This window comes from Bosea sp. ANAM02 (assembly GCF_011764485.1).
GTDB lineage: Bacteria > Pseudomonadota > Alphaproteobacteria > Rhizobiales > Beijerinckiaceae > Allobosea.
Map to the genome: position 1 here is coordinate 2,961,860 of NZ_AP022848.1, position 12,662 is coordinate 2,974,521.

Genomic DNA, 12,662 nt, shown 5'->3' on the forward strand with positions numbered 1-12,662 from the left:
CGGTTCGACCGGCGCCCCGCAAGCTTCTCAGCGAACCGGAGGCGCGTATTGCAGACCGCCCTTGGTCCAGAGAGCGTTCTGGCCGCGCGCGATCTTGAGCAGCGAGCCCTGGCCCACGTTGCGCTCGAAGGATTCGCCGTAATTGCCGACGAGCTTGACGATGCGGACGACCCAGTCCGGCGTCAGGCCGATCTGCTCGCCGAACTTGCCCTCGGTGCCGAGCAGGCGCTTGATCTCCGGATTCTCGGACTTGAGCTGCTGGTCGACATTCGCCTGGGTGACGCCGAGCTCCTCGGCATTCAGCATGGCGAAGCCAACCCATTTCACCAGGTTGAACCATTGCGAGTCGTTGCTGCGCACGGACGGGCCGAGCGGCTCCTTCGAGATGATTTCCGGCAGAACGATATGCTCGTCCGGATTCGCCAGCTTCAGGCGCTCGGCATAGAGGCCCGAGGCGTCCGTGGTGAAGGCGTCGCAGCGGCCGGCATCATAGGCCTTGATCGTCTCGTCCGAGGTCGCGAAGGCGACGACCTCGTATTTCAGGTTGTTGGAGCGGAAGTAGTCGGCGAGGTTCAGCTCGGTCGTGGTGCCCTGCTGGGTGCAGACCGAGGCGCCGTTGAGCTGAAGCGCCGAATTCACGCCGAGCTTCTTGCGAACCAGGAAGCCCTGGCCGTCATAGTAGTTCACGCCGGTGAAGAGCAGGCCGAGCGAGGCGTCGCGCGTCATCGTCCAGGTCGAATTGCGGACGAGCACGTCGATCTCGCCCGACTGGAGCGCCGTGAAGCGGTCCTTCGACGAGAGCGGGATGAACTTCACCTTGTTGGGGTCGTTGAAGATCGCGGCCGAGATCGCGCGGCAGACGTCGACGTCGAGCCCCTTCCAATTGCCCTGAGCATCCGGCACGCCGAAGCCGGCGAGGCCGGTGTTCGAACCGCAGTTCAGGATGCCGCGCTGCTTGACTTGCGCCAGCGTGGCCTGGGCCGAAGCCCCGGTCGCGGACAGCGCCATGCCGATTCCCGCCGCAAGAGCGGCTGCAACAAACTTTTTCATCGGTACTCTCCCGTTGGACCCCGTTATCCGGCAACTGCCGGAAGATATTGCTGGTCCCGCCGCCGGCGGCATTTTCGCCGCTCGGTTGATCCCGCTTTCGCGCGGCGTCCCCATATCCTCACGTCGATTGCCAGAGCGTCCCATGAGCGTCAAGCAACCGCCATGCGCATGAGCCGCCCCTTGTTCAATGCATACATCACATGCGAGTTTGTGGGGAGTGGTCAAGCCTGACCCTGATTTTTCCCGCTTTCTGGCCGTGCCGTTCCATGAAAAAGCTGACTTCGCCTGAATTTGCGCGCCTCGGCGAGCGTACCCGCCTCGTGCTGGCAGGCCGTGACCCCGCCGATAGCTACGGCTTTGTCAATCCGCCTATCGTACGAGGCTCGACCGTCGTCTATCCGAACACGGAAGACTTCCTGGTGCGCAAGGCGCGCTACACCTACGGCACGGACGGCAACCCGACGCTCGACGCGCTGATGGCCGCCGCCAACACGATCGAGGGCGGCGCCGGCGTCGTCGCGACGCCGTCGGGGCTGATGGCCTGCACGCTCGCCTTCCTGACCCTGCTCTCGGCCGGCGATCACGTTCTGGTGACGGACAGCGTCTATCGGCCGACGCGGATCTTCTGCGACACCTTCCTGAAGCGGATGGGCGTCGAGACGACCTATTACGACCCGCTGATCGGCGGCGACATCGCCACGCTGTTCAAGCCGAACACCAAGGCGATCTGGACCGAGGCGCCGGGCTCGCAGACCTTCGAGATGCAGGACATCCCGGCCATCGTAGCCGCCGCGCGCCAGCGCGACATCCTGGTCGCGATGGACAATACTTGGGCGACCCCCTTGTTCTTCGATGCCCATGGCTTCGGCGTCGACCTCTCGGTGCAGGCGGGCACGAAATATTACGCCGCGCATTCGGACGTGCTGATCGGCACCGTCTCGGCCCGCACGCCGGAGCTGTTCAAGAAGCTGCGCGCGGCCTGGAACCAGCTCGGCCTGATCGTCGCTCCGGAAGATGCCTTCCTGACGCTGCGCGGGATGCGCACGATGGCGATCCGCCTGAAGGAGCAGATGCCGGCCGGCCTCGCCATGGCCGAATGGCTGCGCGATCGGCCGGAGGTCGCCGATGTTCTGCACCCGGCCCTGCCCGGCGCGCCCGGCCACGAGATCTGGAAGCGCGACTTCACCGGCGCGTCCTCGCTCTTCACCTTCGAACTGAAGCCGGTTTCGATGACGGCCGTCGGCGCGATGCTGGACGGACTGACGCTGTTCGGCATCGGCGCCTCGTGGGGCGGCTACGAGAGCCTTGTCCTGCCCTTCGACTGCAGGGACTACCGCACCGCGACGACGCCGGGCTTCAAGGGGCCGACGATCCGCATCCATATCGGCCTTGAGGATATCGAGGACATCAAGGCCGATCTCGACGCCGGCTTCGCGAGGCTGCGCGCGGCGGGGTGAACGGCCTCAGGCGGCGCGGTTCATTGTCATTCCGGGGCTTCGCGTAGCGAAGAACCCGGAAACCACGACCGGGCGCGAAGTTCACAACCGAACACCTATATCTCCCCCGGTCGTGGCTTCCGGGTTCGCGCCTGCGGCGCGCTCCGGAATGACAAAGGGCGTGTTTCGACGCCGTCGCGCCGTGCGCCTCAGATCTTGCCGATCTCGAAGTCCCGCCCCAACAGCTTCGCGAGCTGCTTGAGCCGGCCCTCGACACGGTCGCTCGCCAGCGCCGACAGGTCGTCGGGAAAGCGCAGCAGCAGGCGGTTGTCGACACAGGCAGCCGGAATGCGCGGCAGGATGCCGGCCATGCCGGCCGATAGCAGATAGGCGACACGGAAGATCGCCGCGATCAATTGCGCGCGCGCCAGGACCGCCGGGGACAGCAGCGTCTTCAGCCCGGCCGCGGCCGGCGAACTGGCCTTCATCCCGGCATAGCGGTGAAAGATCGTCAGGGCCAGGAAGGCGCGGCCGACATGGTCGATACCGGTGAAATAAGCATGGGCGATGACGTTCATGCTCTGCTCGCCGCGATAATCGGGATGGGCGCGCCAGCCGATGTCGGAGAGCAGGCAGACGGTCTCGATCATCCGGCTGGACGGCTCGTCCTGCGGCAGGCCGGCCGTCTCCAGGATGCCGCGGGTCCAGCCTATCAGCTCGGCCGCGTGGCGCGGGTCCCGAGCGCGCAACAGATTGTAGTCGCGCGCGGCCTGCATCAGCGGGTCGGCGCTCTGCTCCTCCGGCGAGAGCTGCTCGTGCAGCAGCCCTTCGCGCACGCCCTGCGCCGAGATGATGATCTCGCGCGGCTTGCCGCGCTTGATCAATTCGTCGAGCACCAGCGCGCCATAGGCCAGGAGCGGGCGGCGGGCCGAAGACACCGAATCGATCGCGTCGAGCACCGAGACGTCGGCCCGCTCGACCAGCTTGACGAAATCGGCGACGTCGCGCGTCGGCACGGAATAGCCATGCATCACGTTCAGCGGATAGGCCGCGCGATGCTGGTGGAGCGTGGCGAGCGCGCGCCAGGTGCCGCCGACCGCATAGAAATCGCGCCCCTTCATCGCGGCAAGCTGCGGCAGCTTGTCGAGCTCGTCCTTGACGATCTTCTCGGCCGCCTTGAGCGAGCCCTTCGAGCGATCGAGCAGAGCGAGGCCGCCGAGGGGGACGCTGGCGCCCTGCCCCACTGCGCCGTCCTTGACCGAGATCAGCTCCAGGCTGCCGCCGCCGAGGTCGCCGACCACGCCGTCGGGGTTGTCGAAGCCCGAGATCACGCCGAGGCCCGAGAGCACGGCCTCGCGCCCGCCCGAGATCAGTTCGATCGGCTGGCCGATCGCCTCCTCGGCGCGGGCGATGAATTCGGGCCCATTGCTGGCATAGCGTGCCGCGGCGGTGGCGATGACGCGGACCTCGCCGACATGCATCGCCTCGCAGAGGATGCGGAAGCGCACCAGCGCGTTGATCGCCTTGGCGATGGCATCGTCGGCGAGCCGGCCGGTCGACGCGACCTGCCGGCCGAGACCCGCCATCTCCTTCTCGTTGAAGACCTGCGAAGGCGCGCGCGCCAGCATCTCGTAGACGACGAGGCGGACCGAGTTCGAGCCGATATCGACGATGGCGATGGTATGGGACAGCGCGAGCCGCCCCGGCGCATGCCGGAGCTCAGGCCTTACGTCCCCCTCGGCGCGAGAGGGAGCGGGGACTCGAATTGGAGAGCGATTTTCCACGTCCGGACAGACTCGGGTTCGTCATGAAGTACTTATGCGCATTGAACGGCTCTTCGTTCGGCGCGGGGACAATGCGGCGCGAGCCGCCATCGGGCAATATCGTCCAGCTCTGCTCGTTGTCGAGCAGGTTGGCCAACATGATCTGATCCAGCAACTGCTGATGCACGGTCGGGTTCAGGATCGGGGTCAACGCCTCGACGCGGCGGTCGAGATTGCGCGGCATCAGGTCAGCCGAGGAAATGTAGATCTTGGCCTTGGGGCCGGGCATGCCGTGGCCGGCGCCGAAGGCGTAGATGCGGGTATGCTCGAGGAAGCGGCCGATGATCGACTTGACGCGGATGTTCTCCGAGAGACCCGGTACGCCCGGACGCAGGCAGCAGATGCCGCGCACGACGAAATCGATCTCGACGCCGGCCTGGCTGGCGTCATAGAGCGCATCGATGATCTCGGGGTCGACGAGCGAGTTGCACTTGCCCCAGATCGCGCCCTTGCGACCGGCCTTCACATGGGCGACCTCCTCGGCGATGTCGGCAAGCAGGCGCTGCTTCAGGCTGGTCGGCGAGACCGCCATGCGCTCCAGCCCGGCCGGCTCGGCATAGCCCGTGATGAAGTTGAAGATGCGCGCGACATCCTGCGCGATCACCGGATCGGCCGTGAAGAAGGAGACGTCGGTATAGATGCGCGCCGTGATCGGGTGGTAGTTGCCGGTCGCGATATGGCAGTAGCTGACGAGCTGGCCGGCCTCGCGGCGCACGACCAATGACAGCTTGGCATGGGTCTTGAGCTCGATGAAGCCGTAGACGACCTGGACTCCGGCGCGCTCCATCTCCTTGGCCCAGCGGATATTCGCCTCTTCGTCGAAGCGGGCCTTGAGTTCGACCAGCGCGGTGACCGACTTGCCGGCCTCGGCCGCCTCGGTCAACGCCTTGACGATCGGCGAATTGGCCGAGGTGCGGTAGAGCGTCTGCTTGATCGCGACGACATTGGGGTCGCGTGCCGCCTGCTGCAGGAACTGAACGACGACGTCGAAGCTCTCATAGGGGTGATGGACGAGCAGGTCCTTCTGGCGGATTGCGGCGAAGCAGTCGCCGCCATGCTCGCGGATGCGCTCGGGGAAGCGGGCGTTGTAGGGCTTGAACTTGAGGTCCGGCCGGTCGGTCCCGACGAGCTGCGAGAGCTCGTTCAGGCCGATCATGCCGTTGACCTCGACGACCTCGTCGCTGTCCACCTTAAGCTCGCGCACGATCATCCGGCGCAGATGGTCGGGCATGCCGGTCGAAAGTTCGAGCCGGATGACGACGCCGAGCCGGCGCTGCTTGAGCATGGTCTCGAAGACGCGGACGAGATCCTCCGCCTCCTCCTCGATATCGAGATCGGAGTCGCGGATGATGCGGAATGAACCGGCACCTTTCACCTCGTATCCGGGGAAGAGCTTGCTGATGAACAGCGAGACCGCGTCGTCGAGCGCGATGAAGCGATGCAGCCCTTCGCGCGCCAGATCCGGCAATTCGACGAAGCGGTCGATCTTGGTGGGCACGCGGATCAGCGCGTCGAGCTGGCGCCCGTCGCTCTTGCGCTCCAACGCCAGCGCGATGGTGAAGCCGAGATTCGGGATGAAGGGGAAAGGATGGGCCGGGTCGATCGCCAGCGGCGTCAGCACCGGAAAGATGTAGTTGAGGAAGTAGTCCTCAAGCCAGATCCGATCCTGCGGGCCGATATCGGCCGGCTGCAGCAAGTGGATGCGGTTCTCGTGCAACTCGTGGCGAAGTTCCGCCCAGCGCGCCTGCTGGTCGGCGGTCAGCGCCGCGACCGCCTCGCCGATGGCGACGAGCTGGCCGGCCGGCGTCAGGCCGTCCTGGCTGCGCGTGACGACGCCGGCCTTGAGCTGCTCACGCAGGCCGGAGACGCGGACCATGAAGAACTCGTCGAGATTGTTGGCGGAGATCGAGAGGAAGCGGAGCTGCTCCAGCAGCGGGTGGCTGCGATTCGAGGCTTCCTCCATGACGCGCCGGTTGAACTGGAGCCAGGAGAGCTCGCGGTTCATGAAGCGCTCCGGCTGCTGGCGCAGGGGCGCCGCATCGGCCTCGCTGGACAGCTTCTCCGGCTCGTCGATCACGGTGTCGAGGGTCATGCGCTTGGCTCGCGTCCTGGTCGTCTTTCCGCTCATGCTGCCGTTGAAGCCATTCTAGTGCGACGGTTCGATGACAAGCGACATGATTTGAAGCATGAGGCTTGCGCAGAGACGGCCGGGCTCAACCCGCCTCGCCCGGAAACAGTTCCGCCAGCGCCTCCTGCACCAGCGGCCGCGTCACCCGCCGGCCGCGTTCCAGCGCGAGCCGGTCGAGCCGATCGACAACCTGACGCGCGGCGGCAAAGGAGCGCTCCATCCGCATGGCGAGTGCGTCGATCACGGCAATGTCGACCACGAGCTGGCGGTCGATGAAGAGCTTGACCAATAGCGCCCGCAGCAGGCCGTCATCCGGCGGCTCGATCGTGGCGGCCGGCGCCAGCCGGAGACGCGAGAGCAGGTCCGGCACGCTCAGGCCCCAGAGATCGGGCGCGCTGCGCGCCGTCAGCAGCAGGAAGCCGCCCCGCGCCTTGATCGCGTTCATCAGGTGGAACAGCGCGCGCTCGTCGAGGGCGCCGGCATCGCAATCCTCGATCACCAATGCGCCGCCGGAAACGAGATGCGGCACCTGTGCCTCGCTCAATTCCTTCGCGGGGATCGTCCAGGCATGGGCGGCACGCGCCCAGATCGCCGCGAGATGGGTCTTGCCGGCGCCTTCCGGCCCGGTCAGGCGCAGCCAAGCCTCCGGCCAGGCCGGCCAGCGCTCGATCAGGCCATAGGCCGCCTCGTTGGAGGCGCCGACCAGGAAATCCTCGACGCCATGGCGGCTGTCGACCGGCAGGTCGAAGGCAAGCTGGCGCGGGCGCGGTGGAATGTCGGACATGAGGAACTCAGGCGTCGGCGTCGATACGCGCCTTCGCCGCCGCCGCGCGGGTGGCATCGCCGCCGTGATAGAGGTTGCTGGCGAGGTATTGCCGCAAGGCGAAGCGGCAGAGCACGCCGATGACGGCCGCGAGCGGCACGGCCAGCAGCAGGCCGACGAAGCCGAACAGCGAGCCGAAGGCGAGCAGCGCGAACATCAGCCAGACCGGGTGCACGCCAATGGAATCGCCGACGAACTTGGGCTGGAAGATGTTTCCCTCCAGGAACTGCCCGGCGAGGAAGACCCCGAGCGTCGCCAGCGGCCAGGTCCAGTCCGGCCAGAACTGCACCGTGGCGACACCGACCGAGAGCACCAGACCGGTGAGCGAGCCGACATAGGGGATGAAGGAGAGGAAGCCCGAAATGATGCCGATCAGCGCGCCGAAATTGACGCCGATCACGCTCAGGCCGATGGCGTAGAAGCCGCCGAGCAGCACGCAGACCAGCGCCTGCCCGCGCAGGAAGCCCGCGATCGCCATGTCCATCTCGTGCAGCAGGCCGCGGATCGTGTCGCGATGATCGAGCGGCAGCCAGCTGTCGACGGTCGCGACCATGCGGTCCCAGTCAACCAGCAGGTAGAAGGCGATGACCGGCGTCAGCACCAGGAGCGAGAATACGCCGACGATGGCGGTTCCGCCGCTCCAGAGCGATTGCAGCAGGCCGCCGATCCATTTCATGCCGTCGCCGACGAGGTTGCCGAGCGAATTCTGCGCCTCCTTGGTCAGCTCCGTTCCGCCGAAACGCTCGAGCCAGGGCGCCCCCTTCTCCAGCACCAGCGCCTGCAGCTTGGCGGCATCGCCCGGCAAGCGGGCGACGAGGCCGGCAAGCTGCTGGCCGAGCAAAGGCGCGAGCAGCACCAGCCCCAGCACGAAGATGAGCAGGAACACGACGAGGATGACGATCGTCGCCGCCAGCCGGTTCATGCCCATGCGCTCCAGCCGGTCGGCCAGCGGATCGAGCAGGTAGGCCAGGGCCAGCGCCGCGATGAAGGGCAGCAGCACGTCGCGCAGCACGACGAGAAACAGGACGAATATCAGAAGGGACCCGACCCAGAAGCCGATCTGGCGCTGCAACGTCATCGATCAGCCTCTCTCGCGTATCACGGCCAGCGGGATATGTCAGATGTGCATCGTAGCCCGCAGTTCCAAGCCGTTCGGCCGGATCAAGCCCCGTCAACCTGCCATGTGGCGCAGCCAGAAGGCGAGATAGGCGGTCATCGAGGCGACCGTCAACAGAGCGACCAGGAGTTCACAGGCGAGCGCCAGCGAGCCGAGCTCGATGCCGAAGGCACGCGAGCCCAGTGCCAGCGCGGCGAAGCCGATCTGCGCCGCCGTATTGAGCTTGCTGACGACGATGGGCGCGATCGTCAGCGGCTTGTCGAGCAGCCAGGACAGGATCACCGCCGCCACGATCATGAGATCGCGCGCGACCACGAGCGCGACGAGCCAGACCGGGATCGCCCCGACCACGGCGAGCGTGATGTAGATCGAGACGATCAGCGCCTTGTCTGCGACCGGATCGAGCCAGGCCCCCAGCTCGCTCGCCATGCCGCAGCGCTTGGCGAGGAAGCCGTCGACCGCATCCGAGATGCCGGCGACGACGAAGAGAATGAAGGCCGCCTGCCAGTTCGCGCCAGCGATCATGACGATGACCAGCGGCACCAGGAAAACGCGGCCGATGGTGATCAGATTGGGGATCGTCATGGCGGGAGCTTTGCCCAATGCGCGATACGACGCCAGAGGCTCGTGCGCGTCACGTCACTTTTCCGCGCGGTCACCCCGAACAAGCCGTCCATAAGGCGCCGATCCGGGATCCATGCCAGAACCTTCATCGGAAACGCTCCGGCATGGATCCCGGGTCTCCCTCCGGTCGCCCGGGATGACGCGGGTTGGTCTGTGAGAAACCAACAATGCGCCCGCATATGCCTTGCCAGCGCGGGCGCGCTTGCCTATCGCTCGCGCGAGCAGAAGGAAGGCGACACGCAATGAGCAAGCCCGGCGCAAACGGACTGACCTATGCGCAGGCGGGCGTCGATATCGACGCCGGCAACGCCATGGTCGACGAGATCAAGCCGCTGGTGCGTGCGACGCGCCGGCCGGGCGCGGACGCCGAGATCGGCGGGTTCGGCGGCTTGTTCGACCTCAAGGCCGCCGGCTTCAGCGACCCGATCCTGGTTGCGGCCAATGACGGCGTCGGCACAAAGGTGAAGATCGCGATCGAGAGCGGGCTGCATTCGACGATCGGCATCGACCTCGTCGCGATGTGCGTCAACGACCTGATCGTGCAGGGCGCCGAGCCGCTGCTCTTCCTCGACTATTACGCCACCGGCAAGCTCGATCCGAAGGTCGGTGTCGAGATCGTGCGCGGCATCGCCGATGGCTGCCGGCAGGCCGGCTGCGCCCTGATCGGCGGCGAGACCGCCGAGATGCCCGGCATGTATGCCGAGAAGGATTACGACCTCGCCGGCTTCGCGGTCGGCGCGGCCGAGCGCGGCACGCTCCTGCCGCGCGAGGACCTGAAGCCGGGCGACGTGGTGTTCGGCCTGCCCTCCTCCGGAGTCCATTCGAACGGCTATTCGCTCGTCCGCCGCATCGTGGCGCTCAGCGGCCTCGGCTGGCAGGCGCCCGCCCCCTTCGCGCCGGACAGGAGCCTTGCCGAAGCGTTGCTGGAGCCGACCCGCATCTATGTGAAGCCGCTCCTGCAGGCGCTGAAAGCGACCGACGGCATCAAGGCCCTGGCGCATATCACCGGCGGCGGCTTCCCCGACAATATTCCGCGCGTGCTGCCGGAGGGGCTCGGCGTCGCGCTCGACCTGGTTTCGATCCCGGTTCCGGCGGTCTTCGGCTGGCTCGCCAGGGTCGGCGGTGTCGCCGAGCGTGAGATGCTGCGCACCTTCAACTGCGGCATCGGCATGATCGTCGCAGCGCAGGCGAACAAGGCGGATGAAGTCCTCGCCGCGCTGAAGGCGGCCGGCGAGGCGCCGGTGAAGCTCGGCGAGATCGTCCCCGTCGTTGCCGGCGAGGAGCAGGTCGGCTATCGCGGCAAGCTCTCGCTGTGAGCGCCGCCCCTCCCCGCAAGCGCGTCGGGGTGCTGATCTCCGGGCGCGGCTCCAACATGGTCTCGCTGGCTGAGGCCGCGCAGGCGCCGGCCTATCCGGCCGAGATCGCGCTGGTCATCTCGAACATCCCCGATGTCGCCGGGCTCGATCGCGCACGCGATTTCGGCATCGCCACCGCGACGGTCGATCACCGCTCTTTCGGCAAGGACCGCGAGGCCTTCGAGCGCGCGGTCGATGAAGTGCTGCGGATCAACCAGATCGACCTCATCGTGCTCGCCGGCTTCATGCGCATCCTGACGCCCTGGTTCGTGGCGCGCTGGGAAGGGCGGATGATCAACATCCACCCCTCGCTGCTGCCCTTGTTCAAGGGTACGCATACGCATCGGCAGGCTCTGGAGGCCGGCGTCGCGGAACATGGCTGCTCGGTGCATTTCGTCGTGCCCGAGCTCGATGCCGGCCCGGTGATCCTGCAGGCGAAGGTGCCGGTCCTCCCCGGCGACGACGAGGAGACGCTGTCCACGCGAGTCCTCGTCGAGGAGCACAAGCTCTATCCCGCGGCGCTGGCCGAGGTCGCCTCCGGCCGCGCGACGCTCGCAGACGGCGCGGTCGTCCGCGGCGGGGAATGAGACTTAAAGTCTCTGACAAATCCGGCATCGAGACTCGCGGGCTTTGCTGGAGGTTCTCAGGGTTCACTTCAGACATGGCGCGGTCGCGCCGGGAGCGCACCACAGCCCCTTCCGGGCCCGTGCGAAGCTTCCTACGTTGGGAGGCGAGGCCTCCCGCCTGAAAGGAAGCGACCGATGTCCGAAGCCCCCGCCAAGCCGATCGACCTCTATTACTGGCCGACGCCGAACGGCTTCAAGATCACCATCATGCTCGAAGAGCTCGGGCTGCCCTACGCGATCGTCCCGGTGAATATCGGCAAGGGCGACCAGTTCAAGCCGGATTTCCTGGCGATCTCGCCGAACAACCGCATGCCGGCGATCGTCGATCCCGACGGGCCGGACGGCAAGCCGATCTCGGTCTTCGAATCCGGCGCGATCCTGCAATATCTCGGCCGCAAGACCGGCCAGTTCTATCCGCAGGACGAGCGCGCCCGCGTCGAGGTCGACGAATGGCTGTTCTGGCAGATGGGCGGCTTCGGCCCGATGCTCGGCCAGACCCATCATTTCCGCCTCTATGCGCCCGAGCCGGTGCCCTATGCGATCGACCGCTACACCAACGAGGCGAACCGCCTTTACGGCGTGCTGAACAAGCGCCTCGAAGGCCGCGACTATATCTGTGGCGACTATTCGATCGCCGACATGGCCTGCATCGGCTGGGCCCGCGGGTGGGAAAAGCAGGGCCAGGACCTCAAGCAGTTCCCGAACGTCGCGCACTGGCTGGAGACGATGCTGGCGCGGCCCGCCGTGCAGCGCGGCATCAAGGTCGGCGAGGACTTGCGCAACCCGGCCGGCATCAGCACGCCCGAGGAGAAGGCGGTCCTGTTCGGCCAGAAGGCGCGGTGAGCGCGGGCTGTCATCGAAAGCACAGGCGGCATGGTCGGGCTTGTCCCGACCATGCACGTCTTTGGCTGATGCAAGGCCGCGTTCAAGACGTGGATGGTCGCCAAAAGGGCGAGCATGACGTCGAGTTCAGTTCATCCGATTCCACTTCACCGAGCGGCAGATCAGCCCGCCCATGACGCAGCCGGCCGTGGTCAGCGTATTGCCGGAGAGCGTCATCGTGCCCGAATAGGTCTTGCCGTCCTCCGGGTTGAAGGCGCTGCCGCTCCACTTGTTCGCGCCGTTCGGCTTCATGTCGTAGAAAATGCGCTGGCCGACCTTAGCCGGGCCGCTCGTGTCCTTGAGCCAGGAGAGCGAGCCGCAGAGCGCCTCGCCGCACTTCGTGAAGCGCACGCGCGAGGCGCCGGTGTCGCGCTCCCAGGTGCCGACGACCTCTTGTGCCGCGGCGCCTGAGACACCCGCCAGCAGGCCGAGCGCGGCGAAGGCAGCGAGTTTCGCTCCGGTTCCGTGATGCATCCGATCCTCCCGTAATCGACCAGCTATGGCTGCATGGTTCAGATATGAACTATATCGCGGATTTCGCCGGGCTCCAAGCTGTCGTTGCGGAAGAGGTTTCCGCTGCTTCCGTTGCGCAAGGTAAATCCATTCTCAACGGGCGTGGCGATGACGCAAGATCAGGCCATTGAATTCATTCGGCTTCTCGCGATTCCGAGATGAATCCTTCGTTGATTTAACCGCTTGATGACGTCTCGTTGAGACTCGATTCATCGCGAAATTTAGGACGCATTTTAAAGATCGGGCCCAGTCTCGCCCTCATCAGCCGGGGCCTTGGACGGGTGG

At 66.3% G+C, this 12,662-nt stretch carries 11 protein-coding genes; 4 read left to right on the plus strand and 7 right to left on the minus strand.

Translation table 11 applies throughout. The features are described from left to right. Nucleotides 1–27: 27 nt before the first annotated feature. Entirely contained in the window at nt 28–1,050 is a 1,023-nt protein-coding gene (locus tag OCUBac02_RS14275; protein WP_047575123.1) for an amino acid ABC transporter substrate-binding protein, read from the minus strand. A gap of 266 nt (nt 1,051–1,316) precedes the next feature. On the opposite strand from OCUBac02_RS14275, the gene metC reads away from it, so the two are divergent. Beyond that, nucleotides 1,317–2,507 carry a cystathionine beta-lyase gene (gene metC / locus OCUBac02_RS14280; RefSeq protein WP_173046496.1) on the plus strand — a complete coding sequence of 397 codons (1,191 nt, stop codon included), beginning with the start codon at nt 1,317–1,319 and terminating at the stop codon, nt 2,505–2,507. A 188-nt stretch (nt 2,508–2,695) separates the two neighbouring features. On the opposite strand, the gene ppx is transcribed toward metC, so the two are convergent. The 5 genes from ppx to OCUBac02_RS14305 all read right to left on the minus strand — a co-directional run bounded on the left by ppx (nt 2,696) and on the right by OCUBac02_RS14305 (nt 8,962). Further along, nucleotides 2,696–4,270, minus strand: a complete 1,575-nt coding sequence (ppx, locus tag OCUBac02_RS14285; protein WP_280528817.1) for an exopolyphosphatase — start codon at nt 4,268–4,270, stop codon at nt 2,696–2,698. Beyond that, nucleotides 4,206–6,401: an RNA degradosome polyphosphate kinase gene (locus tag OCUBac02_RS14290; RefSeq protein ID WP_244638944.1), complete on the minus strand. Its 2,196-nt coding sequence runs from the start codon at nt 6,399–6,401 to the stop codon at nt 4,206–4,208. Before OCUBac02_RS14290 ends, ppx begins: the two co-directional genes overlap by 65 nt. 121 nt (nt 6,402–6,522) lie before the next feature. After that, on the minus strand, nt 6,523–7,221 hold the full coding sequence (locus tag OCUBac02_RS14295; RefSeq protein WP_047578220.1) for a P-loop NTPase family protein: 699 nt from the start codon (nt 7,219–7,221) through the stop codon (nt 6,523–6,525). Between the two features lie 7 nt (nt 7,222–7,228). Beyond that, nucleotides 7,229–8,338: an AI-2E family transporter gene (locus OCUBac02_RS14300; RefSeq protein WP_173046499.1), complete on the minus strand. Its 1,110-nt coding sequence runs from the start codon at nt 8,336–8,338 to the stop codon at nt 7,229–7,231. Nucleotides 8,339–8,431: 93 nt separating this feature from the next. Then, nucleotides 8,432–8,962: a CDP-alcohol phosphatidyltransferase family protein gene (locus OCUBac02_RS14305; protein ID WP_173046501.1), complete on the minus strand. Its 531-nt coding sequence runs from the start codon at nt 8,960–8,962 to the stop codon at nt 8,432–8,434. A gap of 281 nt (nt 8,963–9,243) precedes the next feature. Between OCUBac02_RS14305 and purM the strand changes: the two genes are divergently transcribed. The 3 genes from purM to OCUBac02_RS14320 all read left to right on the plus strand — a co-directional run bounded on the left by purM (nt 9,244) and on the right by OCUBac02_RS14320 (nt 11,825). Then, entirely contained in the window at nt 9,244–10,317 is a 1,074-nt protein-coding gene (purM, locus tag OCUBac02_RS14310) for a phosphoribosylformylglycinamidine cyclo-ligase (protein ID WP_173046503.1), read from the plus strand. Further along, nucleotides 10,314–10,943, plus strand: coding sequence for a phosphoribosylglycinamide formyltransferase (purN, locus tag OCUBac02_RS14315; RefSeq protein WP_173046505.1), 630 nt, complete (start codon nt 10,314–10,316; stop codon nt 10,941–10,943). Before purM ends, purN begins: the two co-directional genes overlap by 4 nt. A gap of 174 nt (nt 10,944–11,117) precedes the next feature. After that, entirely contained in the window at nt 11,118–11,825 is a 708-nt protein-coding gene (locus OCUBac02_RS14320; RefSeq protein ID WP_173046507.1) for a glutathione S-transferase N-terminal domain-containing protein, read from the plus strand. Between the two features lie 126 nt (nt 11,826–11,951). Here the strand turns inward: OCUBac02_RS14320 and OCUBac02_RS14325 are convergent, their stop codons facing one another. Continuing rightward, on the minus strand, nt 11,952–12,338 hold the full coding sequence (locus tag OCUBac02_RS14325; protein WP_047579748.1) for a DUF2147 domain-containing protein: 387 nt from the start codon (nt 12,336–12,338) through the stop codon (nt 11,952–11,954). Between the last annotated feature and the right edge of the window lie 324 nt (nt 12,339–12,662).

Excerpts from the sequence above, each read along its gene's own strand:
- OCUBac02_RS14275 (WP_047575123.1), bottom strand. The coding sequence starts at position 1,050 with ATGAAAAAGTTTGTTGCAGCCGCTCTTGCGGCGGGAATCGGCATGGCG.
- metC (WP_173046496.1), top strand. The coding sequence starts at position 1,317 with ATGAAAAAGCTGACTTCGCCTGAATTTGCGCGCCTCGGCGAGCGTACC.
- purM (WP_173046503.1), top strand. The coding sequence starts at position 9,244 with ATGAGCAAGCCCGGCGCAAACGGACTGACCTATGCGCAGGCGGGCGTC.
- OCUBac02_RS14320 (WP_173046507.1), top strand. The coding sequence starts at position 11,118 with ATGTCCGAAGCCCCCGCCAAGCCGATCGACCTCTATTACTGGCCGACG.
- OCUBac02_RS14295 (WP_047578220.1), bottom strand. The coding sequence starts at position 7,221 with ATGTCCGACATTCCACCGCGCCCGCGCCAGCTTGCCTTCGACCTGCCG.
- OCUBac02_RS14305 (WP_173046501.1), bottom strand. The coding sequence starts at position 8,962 with ATGACGATCCCCAATCTGATCACCATCGGCCGCGTTTTCCTGGTGCCG.
- OCUBac02_RS14290 (WP_244638944.1), bottom strand. The coding sequence starts at position 6,401 with ATGACCCTCGACACCGTGATCGACGAGCCGGAGAAGCTGTCCAGCGAG.
- OCUBac02_RS14300 (WP_173046499.1), bottom strand. The coding sequence starts at position 8,338 with ATGACGTTGCAGCGCCAGATCGGCTTCTGGGTCGGGTCCCTTCTGATA.
- OCUBac02_RS14325 (WP_047579748.1), bottom strand. The coding sequence starts at position 12,338 with ATGCATCACGGAACCGGAGCGAAACTCGCTGCCTTCGCCGCGCTCGGC.